Below are 15,577 nucleotides of genomic sequence, written 5' to 3'. Positions count from 1 at the left end.
GATTCTTATTTTAAAGTAACTCCCGTTCCATTGCCTTCAGCATAGTAGATTTTACCCTCTTTTATCGTAACCCCATTCGCAATATCTTCGGCCAAAAGTAATGCGCCATCCATATCAACATAATCCAGTTGCGGCAGTAAATGTGCAATTGCTGATATGCCCACTGATGATTCGGTCATGCAACCTACCATTGTTTTTAGGCCTAATTGCTTTGCTTGCTCAATCATTCTTTTACCGGGAGTAAGACCGCCACATTTTACTAGTTTAATATTTACACCGTGAAAGTGATTGTGGCATTTTGCAACATCTTCTTCAATAATACAGCTTTCATCTGCTATGATTGGTAAAACCGAGTATTTAAAAACCTCCCTATGAGCTTCCCAATTGTCGGCTTTCATAGGTTGTTCAAGAAATTCGACTCCTAACTTTTTTAATTCGACAGCATTGTTGATGGTTTCTTCGATCCCCCAACCACAGTTGGCGTCAATTCTAAAAATGGCATCAGTATGTTTTCGTAGTTCGGTTACAATAGCGATATCTTCATGTGTGCCTAATTTGATTTTATAGATGGGCCAAGGAAGTTCCTTCATTTTTGACACCATTTTTTCTATGGACGCAATCCCAATCGTATAATCTGTTAGAGGGTTGTTATCTGTAGTATAGTTCCAGTATTCGTATAGTTTTTTACCTTTTTTTCGGGCGTATAAGTCGGTGTATGCTAGATCCAATGCACATAAAGCAAACATATTTTGTTTCAGATACGGATGTATAAGTTGCCAGAATTCTTCTGGAGTTTCGTTTTCGCAAGCTTCAATAATTGGACGAAGGTTGTTTAAATCGGCCATCATCATGGGGACAGTAATGTTGTAGTACGGATTTGAAGTTGCTTCTCCATATCCAGAAATTCCATTGCTTTGAAGCTCTACAATTAACGAGGGCTGTACATCAATGGATTCTCTCGATATTGTAAATGTATGTTTCAGTTTTAGAATGTATTCTTTTACTATTAGTTTCATTTGTCGATCGTTTAGTACCTTAAAAGTATGTAATTATTTTTAATATCCGAGCCACAAAAGGGCTTTTATAAAGCCATCGCGCCATAATTTCTCATTGTGTTGTCCGCCTTTTACGATTCGCTTTTCATTCAAATGAAGGCAGTAACATCTGTTTTTGTCTAATAAGCGCTCCATTTTATTGAGATCTGCAACCATGCTTTCTCCTTCGTTATCCCCGCATAAAAAATATATTTTAGTATTTATTTTTTTAGATTTTTCGGTATAGTCAAAGATTTCTTTGGAGAACCAAAATGATGGTGAAAAAACACCCGCTTTCCCAAAGATTGTAGGATATTTTAATGCGCCGTAATAGGAAACAAGTCCTCCTAGTGAGCTTCCCATAAGTATCGTGTTTCTAGCTTTTGTTTTGGTTCTATAAGTGCTATCGATTTTTGGTTTTAATGTTTCGACTATAAATTGGAGGTAGTTGTCGGCGTTTCCGCCACCGTATTTTTCATTTTTGAAAGGGGTTAATTCGTCGATCCGTTTTTCGTTACCATGTTCAATACCTATTACAATAATTTGTGCATTGATACTATCTAACTTTTTATCTACATTCCACTCTCCTGCATAGGCTGTTTTTGTATCAAAGAGATTTTGAGCATCATGCATATACAGCACGGAGAATTTTTTTGTACTGTTTGCATACCCTTTCGGAAGGTACGCCCGTATTTTTTTGTCACAATTTAGTTCCGCTGAGTGAATATTAAAAGTACTTAATTGTTTGCTTGCAGTGCTTTGTTGCGCCAATAGTCCAATTGATGTTAAAAAAAATAGGATAATGTAATTAAATTGTTGAATCATGCTTAGATTTTTGTTATTCATTTTAAAAACGATATTTTAGCTAAAAAAAAATTATAATAATGGATACTTACGAAGAAAAAAAGAACTTGTTTCTGGATATGATTGCTTTTTCTACTGAAAATGATGTTCTACCTAAAAAAGATTATGATTTTTTATTTGTTATTGCAAATGCTTTAGACCTAGAAAAAGGAGATTTTAACAATCTTTTCCTTTTAGAATTGCCAAAAATGGCTGCTAAAACTGGTTTTAGACGTATGCAGCAATTTTATCGTTTGGCATTTTTAATGCATGGCGGTAAAATTTTGAATGCAAATGAATCGAATACTATTCATCAAATTTCAATTAGCATGGGGATTAATCCTGATGCTACAAAACGTGTGTTGAAAAAGATGGCAAAATCCCCCGATGTTGTTATTACCCCCGAAGCATTACTGAAAATTTACAAAGAATTTCACGATTAATGCAATTGATCTTGCAGCATTTTAATTTCGTCACGTAATTTGGCAGCTTGCATGAAATCAAGCTCTTTGGCTGATTTTTCCATAGATTTTCTTTTTTCTCGAATGCGTTTTTCTATTTCGTCTTTCGATAAATATTCTGTGACAGCTTCTGCTGCTTTGTTTAGATTGTGACCTAGTTCTTGATCGATCAGCGGGTTTTTGACAAAAGCACTTTCAATTTTCTTGTTTAGTGCTTGCGGTGTAATGTTATGCTTTGTGTTGTAATTGATCTGTTTCGTTCGGCGATATTCAGTTTCGTCGATCGTTTTTTGCATGCTAGCAGTAATTTTATCGGCATACATAATGGCCTTACCGTTTAGGTTTCTGGCGGCACGTCCTATTGTTTGCGTAAGCGAGCGATGGCTTCTTAAAAAACCTTCTTTATCAGCATCTAAAATAGCGACTAACGAAACCTCAGGTAAATCAAGTCCTTCACGAAGGAGGTTTACTCCAATCAATACATCGAAGATTCCTTTACGTAGATCCTGCATAATTTCGATACGTTCTAAAGTATCTACGTCTGAATGGATGTAGCGGCAACGAATGTGTACTTTGGTTAAGTATTTGGCTAATTCTTCGGCCATTCTTTTGGTCAAAGTGGTTACTAATACGCGCTCATCAAGTTCGCATCGCAATTGAATCTCTTCAATTAAATCGTCTATTTGGTTTAAACTGGGTCTTATTTCGATAACGGGATCTAATAATCCTGTAGGTCTAATGACTTGTTCTACCACAACTCCATCTGTTTTTTGTAGTTCATAATCGGCAGGTGTTGCTGAGACATAAATTACCTGATTTTGCATGGCCTCAAACTCTTCAAATTTCAATGGGCGATTGTCCATGGCTGCGGGAAGTCTAAAGCCGTATTCTACTAAGTTTTCTTTTCGAGAACGGTCTCCACCATACATGGCATGCACTTGGGATAAGGTTACGTGGCTTTCGTCTACAACCATTAAAAAGTCTTTTGGAAAATAATCTAAGAGACAAAATGGTCTTGTTCCAGCAAGTCTACCGTCTAGATATCGAGAGTAATTTTCGATTCCTGAACAATACCCTAATTCGCGTATCATTTCTAGGTCAAAATTGGTGCGTTCTTCGAGTCGTTTTGCTTCTAGGTGCTTTCCTATTTCTTTAAAATAATCTACTTGCTTGACAAGATCTTGTTGGATTTCCCAGATGGCGCCTTGTAAGACATCTGGTGAAGTCACAAACATATTCGCGGGATAAATGGTTAATTTGTCAAATTTCTCTATAACTGCTGCCGTTTTTACATCAAACGATTCTATTTCTTCGATTTCATCACCAAAAAAATGAATTCGAAAAGCGTCATCGGCATAACTTGGATAGACTTCTACAGTGTCACCTTTTATTCTAAAATTTCCGGGAGTAAAATCAGCTTCGGTTCTGGAATATAAACTTTGTACTAAGCTGTGAAGCAATTTGGTTCTTGAGATCGTTTGATCACGTTCAATTTCAATTACGTTTTTTTGAAATTCTACAGGGTTTCCAATACCGTACAAGCAAGAAACAGAGGCAACTACTAAGATGTCTCTTCGGCCCGAAAGTAGGGAAGAGGTAGTGCTTAAACGCATTTTTTCTAATTCCTCGTTGATCGATAGATCTTTTTCGATAAAAACTCCCGTGACTGGCATAAAAGCTTCGGGTTGGTAATAATCGTAGTACGATACAAAATATTCTACCGCATTATTAGGGAAAAATTGTTTGAACTCTGAGTATAATTGCGCTGCAAGGGTTTTATTGTGTGCCAAAACTAAGGTAGGTCGTTGTACTTCCTGAATAACATTGGCCACGGTAAAAGTTTTACCAGAACCTGTAACTCCTAATAACGTTTGGAAGGGTTCCCCATCTACGATGCCTTGGCTTAGTTTTTCGATGGCTTGTGGCTGGTCGCCTTTGGGTTGGTATTCAGATACTACTTGGAAATTCATAGGTGTTTTGGGGCAAAGTTTCTAGTGTTACAAAGTTACGAAGTTTAAAAGGATTCTTTGCTTAACTTAAAACCAAAAAAAAACCATCATGCGAACATGATGGTTTTTGTACTATGAATTAGGTTGTATTAGAAACTAAAACTTAATCTAGCAAAAACGAATCTTCCGTTTTGTCCAAATTGAGATACGTTTCTTGAGTATACAAATTGGTTACCATTTGATAAATCAACAGTTGATGCTGTTGTGTTATATTGTATGTTTCCAGAAGAATCCAGTCCACTCGCGTCAGTTAATGAACCACCTACTATGTTGGTAGGTCTTTTTGCTGAAATTGGGCCTAAATTAGCAGTAGGATAGATGTCAAGGATATTGTTCGCACCAATAACTACTTTAGTAGATTCTGATATTTTGTATCCTACAGATAAATCAGTAATGATTTTAGCAGCCCATACTGGGTGTTCATTTTCGATTGCTTGTCCATTAATGATTGTTGCTCCAATAAATCCGTCTCCATTAACATCTGCTACGTTTGGATCAGTTACTTGACCAAAATAAACGTTTCTTAAGAAGAAATCGAATTTTTTGTACGCTAGAGAGTTAGTTAAGTTCGCTTTTACTCTTGGTACAGCTTCCTCAAGATAGATTCTACTAGATTCCGAATAGTATCTGTTAATTTGTCCATTGTCCGTTAATATTTTAGAACCATGAATATCACCTACTTTTCTGGTATTAGAGAATGTTGCAGATAAATCAGATTTTAAAGTCAATCCGTTACCTACATTAGCTTTATGGCTAACAACAACGTCTAGACCTTTTGATTGTGTATCAATACCATTAGCGAAAAAGGTAGCTTTTGTAGCATTTGCATTATCGAATAAAGTGTTTAATTCTGCAGCAGCTGTTCCGGCAACTGGTGTTCCACCTGGTCTTGAGAATGAATCTGTTAAAACTACACGATCTGAAATTTTAACAACATAAGCATCTGCAGTTATAGTTAGTTTTGCAGCTGGTATCTTAGCAGTAAATCCAAAACTAGCACTTTGAGACTCTTCTTGCTTCAATGTAGGAATCCCTAATAATTTTGCGGCAGGTGAATCGTTGCTAAAAGTTGTTATTTCAAATGGTGCACCACCTACGAATTGTGTAGCTGTTGAATTGAAATAAATTTGGTGTAATGAAGGCGCTCTAAATCCTGTAGAAACAGCACCACGCAAATTGATGTTGTCTGTTAGTTTATAACGAGAGGCTAATTTGTAGTTGGTTGTACCACCAAAATCAGAATAGTTTTCATAACGCAAAGCGCCATTTACCATCCATTTTTCTGTTACATCATATTCTAAGTCAGCATATATAGCACCACTATTACGTCCTTTGTCAATTGCATTTACTGGTTTGAATCCTGGGAAAACTTGTGCTCCACCATTTCTTTTAGAACCATAAAAATCGGTTACGTAGTTAGCATCTGGTGTTACGCCGTTAACGACAACATTTCCATTAACATCGTAAAAATTGTAAGAATCTGGTTCTCCTGCTTTTATTTGGAAGTTTTCATGTCTGAATTCCGCTCCAAAAGCGACATTTAATTTGTCAAACTTTTTAGAAATATCAAAGTTTGTTGTGTTTTGAGAAAAGGCCAATCCACCAGCGTCAAATTTGGTAGCAGATTTTTCTCTTAATGTTGAATTTAAAGTGTTTTCAATGTTGTAATCAAATCCGTTTCTACCAAAAGTGTTGCTTAAGTCAAAATTCCAAGATTCAAATATTTTTCCTCTAAGACCTGCGGCAGCAGAAATGTCATTGATTGTAGAATGAATTTCAGGTAAGAAACCATTAGGGTATAAGGCTGTGTACGTTCTAGATTGATTTGGTTTTCTGTAAAAACCTGCAGCTTCACCTGTTCTATGACTAGTTCCTCCAAAAGCATATAGCTCTAGATTGTCATTGATAGGGTAGGCAGCATTTACGAAGAATTGTGCACTTTGTAAAGACGATTGTCCTACGTTCATGTTGAAGTCTCTTCTTTGTAGTTTTCTGTATGCTAATTCATTTTCTGTTACATCTCCAATTGCAAGTAGAGAAGAAGAACTTCCTAAAATTGTTTGTAATCCATTTGCTCCGTATAGGCTTGATGCACCTGCTATAGTGATTTGTTGTGCGGCACTGAAGTATTTAACATCGGTTGCATATGTTTTTATTGCAGAAACAATTTGAGCTTCGTTTGCGGTTGGTGCTGCAGCAGTTCCAATGTTTCCCCATAAAGCATTGATATTTGTACCTGCTTCTGCAGCTCTTTGCTCGATTGCATTGAATGCACTAAATAATCCACCAGTTACATCTTTGGCTCTACTAGTCTGTCCTCTTAATTGAAAACTTCCTGTAGCATTAATAAAACTTTTTTCTTTACCTAAACTTGTACCGTAGTTCAAATCTATTTGTAAATTATTTCCATCAGTTCCACCTCTATGATCATTAGCTCCTTTGGCTAGATAAGTTCCGCCTAAGATGTTTATGTCTAATTTGTTTGTTGCTTTTTTAACGTTTACGTTAATTACACCAGCAATCGCATCAGATCCGTATTGTGCCGATGCACCATCACGTAATACTTCTATTTTATCAATTGCAAATGCAGGAATAGCATTTAAATCTGTTCCTACTGATCCTCTACCTGGAGAACCATTGATGTTTACCAGAGATGAAGTGTGTCTTCTTTTTCCGTTAACCAGTACCAGTACTTGATCTGGTCCTAAACCTCTTAATTGAGCAGGGTCAATATGATCTGTTCCATCTGCTACAGTTGTAGTATTTGATGTAAACGAGGGAGCAACCATGTTTAAGATTTGATTTAAGTTGGCTTGTGGACCTTGAGACGCGATGTCTTTCATGCTTATCACATCAATAGGCACCGCCGATTCAGTTACTGTACGTGCTGCGCTACGAGAACCTAGAACCACTACATCTTGAAGTGTTTCTCCGCTACCCGCTAGCGATGCGTTTACAGTACTTCCTGTAACTTTGATGTTTTGAGTTTGTAAACCTACATAAGAGAATTGTAACATGTCTCCCATTTTTGCCATGATGGTGTATTTTCCATCTGCATCAGTTGTGGTTCCTTTTGTGGTTCCTTTTACAAGAACAGTGGTTCCTGGTAACGGACCTTTAGTGTCGTCTGTTACTATTCCAGAAACCTTAATTTCTTGAGCAGTTGCGCCCAACGAAAAAATTAAAGTTAGAATAAATAAAAGTTTTTTCATTTTTGGTTTGTTTAAGTTATGGGCCAAAAATACAATTATATATTCATAAACGTTATTATTATGTTAAAAATGAAGAAATATTTCGAATTTGTGTGTTTTTTATTGCTATTGTGTAATGTATTGCTCTTAAAAAACTGTTATATTATCAAATTAGTAATTAAATAGCGCCTTTTTAGCAATAAAACAAGTGTTTTGGACCTATCTCAATTGAAGTTGAAATAAGCCTCTTAAGTCCCGTAAAATCTAGGTTTTTGTGTAAATAATTGATAGTTAGATAGCTACTCGAATTTCCATTCGTTTTGCTGCTTTTCTGTGTGAAAAGTCCAAGCGACAATGCGGCTCGTTTTTTGTCCTTGCGACATATCAAAAGTTTTTGTCTCGACTACATTTACTTTGTTTAATGTTTTGTACAAACTAGAAAGATGCGATTGTTTAGAGACTAAAGTAGTAAACCATAAACATTGCATAGGATATTTTGCACTTTCGTAAATCATTTGAGTAATAAACGCTAGTTCTCCGCCCACGCACCATAATTCTGCATTTTGTCCTCCAAAATTCAAAACGGGGTCAGTCGTTTTTTTATTCTCTAAATTATTTATTTTGCGTATCGTTCCTTTTGTCGCGTCTTCTTTAGAAGAATGAAAAGGAGGGTTGCATATCGTAAAGGCAAAACGATCTTCTGGGGTTATAATGTTTTTAAAAATAAAACGGGATTCATTTTGCATTTGCAAACTTATGGCATCAATAAGTTTTGGATTTTTTTCAATAATCGAACTACAATTGGCAATTGCTTTTTCATCAATATCAGTCCCTACAAAACTCCAGTTGTAGACTGCATTTCCTATAATTGGATAGATACAATTCGCGCCTATCCCTATATCTAGGCCTTCAACAGTATGTCCTTGTGGAATAATGCCGTTGTTGCTTGTGGCTAATAAATCAGCAATATAATGGATATAGTCAGCTCTTCCGGGAATGGGCGGGCAAAGATAATTTTTAGGAATGTCCCAGTTTTTTATGTCGTAATACGTTACTAGTAAAGCTTTGTTTAGAGTTTTAACCGCTTCGGGATTACTAAAATCAATGGTCTCTATTTGGTGTTCATTGATAGAAACGTGTTGTTGTAACTCAGGAAGTTTTTCGGTCAAAAGTTCAAAATCGTATCTTAATCGGTGTAGATTTCTTGGGTGTAAATTGGTTTTCTCGGTAATAGTCTTAGACATGCTCTTTATATTTCAGGACAAAGATAAAGATTTATTTTTTTATCAAAGTCGGGACCAAGTTATGTAAAAAAAGAATGGGCTTGTACTTTATTGTAAATTAGTTTATTATTTAAAAATTAATCCGCACATTCCATCATTAATAAGTCGCCATCTTCGTGTGATATGGTCACGATTCCATCTGCAGTTACATGGTTACTACTACCTGTTTTGTACCCTATAGTCAAGCTGTCATTGGTTAGTGGGTAAAATAAATTATCAGAATGTATTCCAGTTACATGTCCTATCGGAATCAAAGAGATTACTGAATTTGCAGTATACCATTTTTCGAATTTTTTAGGTAAAAGAAATACCTTCGAATGGTCGTCCAATATGACAATTTTTAATTTTTCTCTGTAACGTACTATGTTAGTCAAGTTAGTAATCGTATGATCCGTGCGCTTTCCAGTGGCCCAGACCACATTTGCAGCGGGTATTTTTCTTTCGATTAAGTAATCAAATGCTTTTTCAAGATCTGTTTTATTTTGATCCGGAGTATGGACAATCTCTATTGGATATTGTTTTTCTTTATAATAATTAGCGTCAAAGTCACGGTCAAAATCACCCAATAAAACATCTACTTTTATGCCCAATTGCATTACGCGGTCCATAGCCGAGTCTAAAACAATCACTAATGGTGACCATTCTAGTAATTGTCCTAATAATTCTGGGTTGCACGAAGCGCCATTGGCAATAATTAAAGCTGGTTCTTGATCATCGCGAACAATATGGTGTGAAGACATAGAGTGAAAATTAAAGCCGTAAAGATAAAGAAACCAATAAATATATAAAGGTTTTCAGAAGCTATTCCTGCTATTCGCTTTAGCCCTCAATCCAAACGCTTTTTTTACTAGTCATTCCAGGAGCTTCCTCTGGTCGCTCTGTAATTCCTGTAAAAAATAGCTTTTGTCAATCAGGGCTGTCGCTGCTATCAGGGCTACTCTTAGATCACGAATTATTGTATAGTAAAGGTTTTGCTATCTATTTCGCTGGCGGAGAAAAAACCTAATGGGTAATTGTCTTTATCAGTAGTATTTACAATGTTTCCTCTTACGGTTGCTGGTGGAGATTGAAAGGGGCCGCCACTGCTTCCGCCAGCTATGGTGATTAATATGGCTAAGTAATTATAATATGTTTTAGAAACACCATAATGTGTAACTGTAACTTGGTCTCCCACTTTTAACTTTTCTTTTTGTGATAAGCTAAAAAAACGATTGCCCTGAAAAAATGCATCGTCAGATGCGGCTAAGTTTTGGTACAGATCATCTTTATAGGTGTATTGAAACAAATAATAATTGGTTTCGGCTGCAGGATCGGTAAAAAAAGTTTTTAATTGAATTTCGTTTTTCGTTATTCCGCCATCATTAATTTGGGTAACTGTCTCAATTGGAGCTACGCTTTTTAATGTTTCTGTAGCGTTGTAAACAGCTCCGTTTAAAGTTATGCTTAGTGTGTAAGTTTCATTTAGTACAGGAATGAAATTGTTGCAAACATAATCGCCAGGAGTACCCGATTCTGTAAATATAAATGGAGTATTGGTGCTGTTGCGTACTATAATTTGCGCTCCAGAAACCGTTGGAATTTCAGTACTGAAAAAGGAAGTAGTAGTTGATAATTTTATTGTTTGTGTTTTTCCGTCAGTTCCTTTTTGCCATTTTAGGGCGGCTTCAATGACTAGTTTTGGAGCTTGTGTATCTAGATCTACTGTAACTACCTCTTCACAACTGGTCATGAAAAAAGTAAGTATTAGTGCTATAAGTATATTTGATTTTTTCATTTTCATTAAAATTTAAAATTGTAACTCACTGCAGGAACCATACCGAAAATGGATGTTTTTACAGCTTCGTTAACTCCCGTTTCTGTGTTCTGACTAAAATTAATCGAAGCAGCATTTTTACGATTGTATACATTATAAATGCTAAAGACCCATTCGCCTTTCCATTTTCGGCCTTCATTGTTTCTCGGAGTTAAAGTAGCCGATACGTCAAGGTGGTGGTAAGTAGGTAGTCTATTTGCATTTCGCAAGCCGTAGCTCGGAATAACAAGCCCTAGGTAGGAATATTGTCCTGTGGGGTAGGTAACAGGTTGTCCTGTTTGTAAGGCGAAATTAGCTCCAAAAGTCCACTTTTCATTTTGTTTATAGGATCCTGTAACAGCAAGGTTATGCGTTTTGTCATAAATAGAACGGTACCATTTTCCGTTATTAATTCCTGACTCTTCTGCAGTTCTACCTGGTGTTTGTTGCTCTGATTTTGATAAAGTATAAGAAATCCATCCGTTCAAGCGACCTTCGTTTTTGCGAAGCATCACCTCAAGACCGTAAGAGCGCATTCTACCGTTTAAGATCACTTGCTCGATAGCATCATTTGCAATCAAGTCGGCACCATCTATATAATCCAATCTGTTTTGTACTTTTTTATAGTACGTTTCTACTTCAAGCGAATACATATTGTCCTTGAAGTTTTTAAAATAACCAAAAGCCACTTGATCCGCAATTTGTGGTTTTATATATTGATCACTTGGCATCCAGATGTCCAGCGGAGTAGGAGAGGAGGTATTAGAGATCAACTGTAAATATTGTGTCATGCGGTTGTAACTCGCTTTTATTGCTGTGTTATCGTCTAGCTTGTAAGATACGGCAAGTCTAGGTTCAAAATTACCAAAACTTTTTAATGTTTTATTTTTGCCATAAAAAGTAGTTCCTATAGGTGTTGCCTTCTCGTAAATTTGCTGGTCAGTATTAAAAGTGACGGGATTGTTATTCTCGTACAAATTCACTGTAGATTGTCCTAATCTATAAAACATACTGTAACGCAAGCCATAAGTTAATGCAATTTTTTTCGAAATATCATGCTCTGCACTTATGTAAACCGAAGGTTCAAAAGCATATTTTTTATCCAATTGATCGGCATTTATTCCAGAGTTGCTGTCTGTAGGTTTTATTGTACCTGGGTTGAAAGAATAATAAATAGCATTTGCTCCGTAACTTAATTTAAAGTCGTCTGAAATGTAATTTTTAAAGTCGTACTTTATATTGTAGTTTTTGATTCCTGATGACCAGTTGAAACCGATGAAGTTAAGGTCAAGGCCGTAATAATAATCACTGTAAATCATGGAGAAATTAGAGAACAATTTATCCGAGAATAAATGATTCCATCGTAGGTTAAAGGTCGTGTTACCGTAGGTATTAGAAAAGCTTTCGCTGATTGAAAAAACATCTCGGCCAAAGTAACCAGAAAAATATAAATTGTTATTTGGGTTTAATTTGTAGCTTAATTTGGCATTCAAATCATAAAAGTAAGCGGTATTGTTTTTATTTTCTTCGGATAGTTTTAAAAACAAATGGGCATAAGAGCCTCGACCAGCGATTAGGAAAGAGCCTTTGTCCTTTACGATTGGGCCTTCAAGTAATAACCTACTCGAAACTAAACCAATACCTCCATTGGCGTGAAAGGATTTGCTGTTCCCATCTTTTTGATAAATATCCAAAACAGATGAAGCTCTACCACCAAAGTTAGCTGGAATTCCTCCTTTGTACAATTTTAAATCTTTGATGGCATCTGGGTTAAAAACCGAGAAGAAACCAAAAACGTGAGACGAATTAAAAATGGTAGCTTCGTCTAGTAAAATTAAATTTTGATCAGCACCACCACCACGAACATTAAACCCTGAAGCTCCTTCACCTGCATTTGTAACCCCTGGTAGCAACAGTAATGATTTAATAACATCTACTTCGCCTAGCACTACAGGCATTTTTTTTATCGAAGAAATAGATAGTTTATTGATACTCATTTCTGTAGAGCGAATGTTGGTGCTTTTGTTTCCGTCCTTAATAATCACTTCGTTAAGGAGTTCTCCGCTTGGGGCTAGTGCAAAATTTAGTTTTTTACTTTCATTTAGTGTCAGTTGGCTGCTTATTGTTTCGTAGCCTAAGTAGCTTGCAAGCACGGTGTACTTACCTTCGACTAATGTAATAGAATAAAAGCCATATTGATTCGTACTTACTGTAGCATTCAATTCTGGGATGTATAGGTTTACACCAATGAGTGTTTCATTGCTCTTACTGTCAGTTATTGAGCCACTTAGTGTGAATTTTTCTTGCGAAAAAACAGAGGAACTAATGAGTAGTACAATAATAAAGCTGCTGATTTTTTTTAAAAACATATTCTTTTTTTAGGATTGCAAACAAAGTGAAAAGATAAGAAATTTGGGATTAAACAAAACCCAAAGATTCGTTAATATAAAAAGGCAACTGTTTCCAGTTGCCTTTTTGAAATATACAATGATTGTAATTATGCAATTTTTGCTAGAATAGCGTTCAGCGTTGCGCTTGGACGCATTGCTTTGCTAGTCAACTCAGGATTTGGTTGGTAGTAACCACCAATCTCTTGCGCTTTTCCTTGAGCACCAATTAATTCTTCATTAATTTTTGCTTCGTTGTTTTCTAAATCTGCTGCAATTGGAGTGAAAATTGCTTTTAATTCAGCATCTTTAGTTTGTGCTGCAAGTGCTTCTGCCCAGTACATAGCTAAGTAAAAGTGAGAACCACGGTTGTCAATTTGACCTATTTTTCTAGAAGGTGATTTATCGTTTCTCAAGAAAGCATCATTTGCTTGATCTAAAGTTTCTGATAAAACAATTGCTTTAGAATTGTTCAATGATTGTCCTAAGTGTTCTAATGAAGCTCCTAGGGCTAAAAACTCACCAAGTGAATCCCAACGTAAGTATCCTTCTTTTGTAAATTGCTCTACGTGCTTAGGAGCTGAACCACCTGCACCAGTTTCAAACAATCCGCCACCATTCATTAATGGTACTATAGATAACATTTTTGCTGATGTTCCTAGTTCTAAAATTGGGAATAAATCAGTTAAGTAATCACGCAATACGTTTCCTGTTACAGAGATCGTGTCTTCTCCTTTTTTGATTCTTTCTAAAGTAAATTTAGTAGCTTCAATTGGGTTTAAGATGCGAATGTCAAGACCAGTTGTATCATAATCTTTTAAGTATAAGTTTACTTTCTCAATTAATTGTCTGTCGTGTGCTCTGTTTTCGTCTAACCAGAAAACCGCTGGAGTTGCAGATAAACGCGCTCTATTTACAGCTAGTTTTACCCAGTCTTGAATAGGAGCGTCTTTGGCTTGACACATTCTAAAAATGTCTTTTGCTTCAACCGCTTGTTCCATTAATACTGTTCCTTTTGTGTCAACAACACGTACAACACCGCTTCCAGTCATTTGGAACGTTTTGTCATGAGAACCATATTCTTCTGCTTTTTGTGCCATTAAACCTACGTTTGGAACAGATCCCATTGTTTTTGGGTCAAAAGCACCATTTTTTTTGCAAAAATCGATTGTTGCAGTATAAATTCCTGCATAACAACGGTCTGGAATAATAGCTAGTGTGTCTTGTGATTTTCCGTCTTTGTTCCACATTTGCCCTGAAGTACGAATCATAGCTGGCATTGAAGCATCAACAATAACATCCGATGGAACGTGAAGATTTGTGATTCCTTTATCAGAGTTTACCATTGCAAGCGCTGGACCATTTTCAATTGCTTGGTTGATAGCAGCTTCTACTTCTGCTTGTTCTGGACGTCCTGCAATTTTTGCATAAACATCACCTAAACCGTTTCTGGTATCAATGCTTAATTGATCAAATAATGTAGCGTATTTTTCGAATACAGCTGCAAAGTACACTTCTACAATAGCTCCAAAAATGATTGGGTCAGAAACCTTCATCATTGTTGCTTTTAAGTGTACAGATAATAATATGTTTTTTTCTTTTGCTTCAGCAATTGCTTTCGCTACAAAAGATTTTAATTCTTTCAAGTGCATTACTGAACTATCAATGATTTCGCCCACTTTTAGCGGAGTACTTTCTTTTAATACAGTGGTTGTGCCATCAGTAGCTACGAATTCGATCTTTACATCGCTAGCTTCCGTTAGGGTAACTGACTTTTCACTTCCGTAAAAATCACCAATTTCCATTGATGCTACTTCTGTTTTTGAATCTGCAGACCATGCTCCCATTGAATGTGGGTTTACTTTTGCGTAGTTTTTAACTGCTTTTGGTGCTCTACGGTCAGAGTTTCCTTCACGTAAAACCGGGTTTACAGCTGATCCTAAAACTTTAGAATATTTTTTCTTGATTTCGTTTTCAGCTTTGTCTTGAGGCTCTTCAGGGAAGTTAGGAACCTTGTAACCGTGTGCTTGTAATTCAACAATTGCCTCTTTTAATTGAGGAACAGATGCGGAGATATTTGGTAATTTAATAATGTTAGCTTCTGGTGAAGTAGCTAATTTTCCTAATTCAGCTAATGAATCTGTTACTTTTTGATCATCAGATAAAAACTCAGGGAAGTTAGCTAAGATTCTTGCTGCAAGCGAAATGTCTTCCGTTTCTATTTCGATTCCAGATGTTGCTGTAAATGCTTTAACAATAGGTAAAAAAGAATAAGTCGCTAATAAAGGAGCTTCATCAGTTAACGTGTAAATAATTTTCGGTTTTTGTGTCATTTTTATATTTTTATAATCGTATCCTAAGTATATGGTAGGATGTGGAATGTGTATTTTGCTTAAAATTAAGCGTAGCAAATATATGAAAATCAGAGCGAAATAAAATGTGAATTCTATTAGAAAAAACTCAAATTATGGAATAACTAACGAGTTAGCTTCAAAATGTTATTTTTATACCAAACGCATTTATTGTATAGACCAAATATTGTCTAAAAAAACATAGCTATAACCACAGATACTCATG

Annotated in this window: 10 protein-coding genes; 1 reads left to right on the top strand and 9 read right to left on the bottom strand. The window is 36.0% G+C overall.

All coding sequences use genetic code 11. The features are described 5' to 3' along the window. Nucleotides 1-5 precede the first annotated feature (5 nt). Together H8R24_RS14510 and H8R24_RS14505 are read right to left on the bottom strand one after the other, a co-directional pair. A complete protein-coding gene (locus H8R24_RS14510) occupies nucleotides 6-1,016 on the bottom strand; it encodes a dipeptide epimerase (protein WP_187020352.1) in 1,011 nt (336 codons plus the stop codon). Between the two features lie 39 nt (nucleotides 1,017-1,055). After that, on the bottom strand, nucleotides 1,056-1,880 hold the full coding sequence (locus H8R24_RS14505) for an alpha/beta hydrolase (RefSeq protein ID WP_225876830.1): 825 nt from the start codon (nucleotides 1,878-1,880) through the stop codon (nucleotides 1,056-1,058). A 38-nt stretch (nucleotides 1,881-1,918) separates the two neighbouring features. On the opposite strand from H8R24_RS14505, the gene H8R24_RS14500 reads away from it, so the two are divergent. After that, on the top strand, nucleotides 1,919-2,320 hold the full coding sequence (locus H8R24_RS14500) for an excinuclease ABC subunit B (protein ID WP_187020355.1): 402 nt from the start codon (nucleotides 1,919-1,921) through the stop codon (nucleotides 2,318-2,320). On the opposite strand, the gene uvrB is transcribed toward H8R24_RS14500, so the two are convergent. The 7 genes from uvrB to H8R24_RS14465 form a co-directional block, all read right to left on the bottom strand. Next, nucleotides 2,317-4,308 (bottom strand): excinuclease ABC subunit UvrB, encoded by a 1,992-nt coding sequence (gene uvrB / locus H8R24_RS14495; protein ID WP_187020357.1) that lies wholly within the window; start codon nucleotides 4,306-4,308, stop codon nucleotides 2,317-2,319. The genes H8R24_RS14500 and uvrB overlap by 4 nt on opposite strands. 128 nt (nucleotides 4,309-4,436) lie before the next feature. Continuing rightward, nucleotides 4,437-7,559, bottom strand: coding sequence for a TonB-dependent receptor (locus H8R24_RS14490; RefSeq protein WP_187020360.1), 3,123 nt, complete (start codon nucleotides 7,557-7,559; stop codon nucleotides 4,437-4,439). A 278-nt stretch (nucleotides 7,560-7,837) separates the two neighbouring features. Continuing rightward, a complete protein-coding gene (rlmF, locus tag H8R24_RS14485; RefSeq protein ID WP_187020362.1) occupies nucleotides 7,838-8,782 on the bottom strand; it encodes a 23S rRNA (adenine(1618)-N(6))-methyltransferase RlmF in 945 nt (314 codons plus the stop codon). A 116-nt stretch (nucleotides 8,783-8,898) separates the two neighbouring features. Further along, nucleotides 8,899-9,561, bottom strand: coding sequence for a thiamine diphosphokinase (locus H8R24_RS14480; protein ID WP_187020365.1), 663 nt, complete (start codon nucleotides 9,559-9,561; stop codon nucleotides 8,899-8,901). A 212-nt stretch (nucleotides 9,562-9,773) separates the two neighbouring features. After that, a complete protein-coding gene (locus H8R24_RS14475) occupies nucleotides 9,774-10,595 on the bottom strand; it encodes a DUF4249 domain-containing protein (RefSeq protein WP_187020368.1) in 822 nt (273 codons plus the stop codon). A gap of 5 nt (nucleotides 10,596-10,600) precedes the next feature. Continuing rightward, nucleotides 10,601-12,982, bottom strand: a complete 2,382-nt coding sequence (locus H8R24_RS14470) for a TonB-dependent receptor (RefSeq protein WP_187020370.1) — start codon at nucleotides 12,980-12,982, stop codon at nucleotides 10,601-10,603. 128 nt (nucleotides 12,983-13,110) lie between these two features. Further along, nucleotides 13,111-15,333, bottom strand: coding sequence for an NADP-dependent isocitrate dehydrogenase (locus H8R24_RS14465; protein WP_187020373.1), 2,223 nt, complete (start codon nucleotides 15,331-15,333; stop codon nucleotides 13,111-13,113). Nucleotides 15,334-15,577 lie beyond the last annotated feature (244 nt).

The sequence above is a fragment of the Flavobacterium muglaense genome, assembly GCF_014305155.1.
Lineage (GTDB): Bacteria > Bacteroidota > Bacteroidia > Flavobacteriales > Flavobacteriaceae > Flavobacterium > Flavobacterium muglaense.
This window is presented reverse-complemented; position numbering and strand designations above follow the sequence as displayed.

Bases quoted from the DNA above. Each gene is read 5' to 3' on its own strand.
- H8R24_RS14510 (WP_187020352.1), bottom strand. From the start codon at position 1,016: ATGAAACTAATAGTAAAAGAATACATTCTAAAACTGAAACATACATTT.
- H8R24_RS14500 (WP_187020355.1), top strand. From the start codon at position 1,919: ATGGATACTTACGAAGAAAAAAAGAACTTGTTTCTGGATATGATTGCT.
- H8R24_RS14505 (WP_225876830.1), bottom strand. From the start codon at position 1,880: ATGAATAACAAAAATCTAAGCATGATTCAACAATTTAATTACATTATC.
- H8R24_RS14480 (WP_187020365.1), bottom strand. From the start codon at position 9,561: ATGTCTTCACACCATATTGTTCGCGATGATCAAGAACCAGCTTTAATT.
- rlmF (WP_187020362.1), bottom strand. From the start codon at position 8,782: ATGTCTAAGACTATTACCGAGAAAACCAATTTACACCCAAGAAATCTA.
- H8R24_RS14490 (WP_187020360.1), bottom strand. From the start codon at position 7,559: ATGAAAAAACTTTTATTTATTCTAACTTTAATTTTTTCGTTGGGCGCA.
- uvrB (WP_187020357.1), bottom strand. From the start codon at position 4,308: ATGAATTTCCAAGTAGTATCTGAATACCAACCCAAAGGCGACCAGCCA.
- H8R24_RS14475 (WP_187020368.1), bottom strand. From the start codon at position 10,595: ATGAAAAAATCAAATATACTTATAGCACTAATACTTACTTTTTTCATG.
- H8R24_RS14465 (WP_187020373.1), bottom strand. From the start codon at position 15,333: ATGACACAAAAACCGAAAATTATTTACACGTTAACTGATGAAGCTCCT.
- H8R24_RS14470 (WP_187020370.1), bottom strand. From the start codon at position 12,982: ATGTTTTTAAAAAAAATCAGCAGCTTTATTATTGTACTACTCATTAGT.